At 47.6% G+C, this 653-nt stretch carries 1 protein-coding gene; it reads left to right on the top strand.

Annotated elements, in window-relative coordinates:
* Nucleotides 1-653: amino acid permease (locus ACWHAR_RS28215; protein WP_452088588.1), on the top strand; the 653-nt coding region annotated here is incomplete at both ends.

The following is a 653-nucleotide window of genomic DNA, read 5'->3' as shown; positions in this document are numbered from 1 at the left end:
GTTTACGCTGGTCATGGTGAACTTCTCCTTTCAGGGAACGGAGCTTGTCGGCATTGCGGCAGGGGAAAGTGAAAGCCCGGAAAAAACACTGCCAAAATCCATTCGAAATGTCATTTGGCGCACGCTGTTTTTCTTTGTGCTCGCTATGTTCGTCTTGGTTGCCATCCTTCCGTACAAAACGGCGGGGGTGATTGAAAGCCCATTTGTAGCGGTACTCGATCAAATCGGCATCCCATTTTCGGCAGATATCATGAACTTTGTCATCTTAACAGCTATTTTATCTGTTGCTAATTCGGGGTTGTATGCGGCGTCGCGTATGATGTGGTCACTTTCATCAAATCAAATGGGTCCATCCTTTCTCACCAGACTGACAAAAAAAGGCGTGCCGATGAATGCCCTGCTGATTACGCTAGGCATTTCAGGCTGTTCGCTGCTGACAAGTGTCATGGCCGCAGAAACAGTGTATTTATGGTGTATCTCAATCTCGGGCATGGTGACAGTTGTCGCGTGGATGTCCATTTGTGCGTCGCAATTTTTCTTTCGCAGACGTTTCCTTGCTGAAGGCGGAAATGTGAATGATCTGGAGTTCAGAACGCCGCTTTATCCGCTAGTCCCGATTCTCGGATTTTGTTTATATGGCTGCGTGTTGATCA

This window comes from Bacillus sp. LR--39 (genome assembly GCF_053613335.1).
The sequence above is the reverse complement of the archived record's forward strand: the minus strand, read 5'-3'. Positions and strand labels throughout refer to the sequence as shown.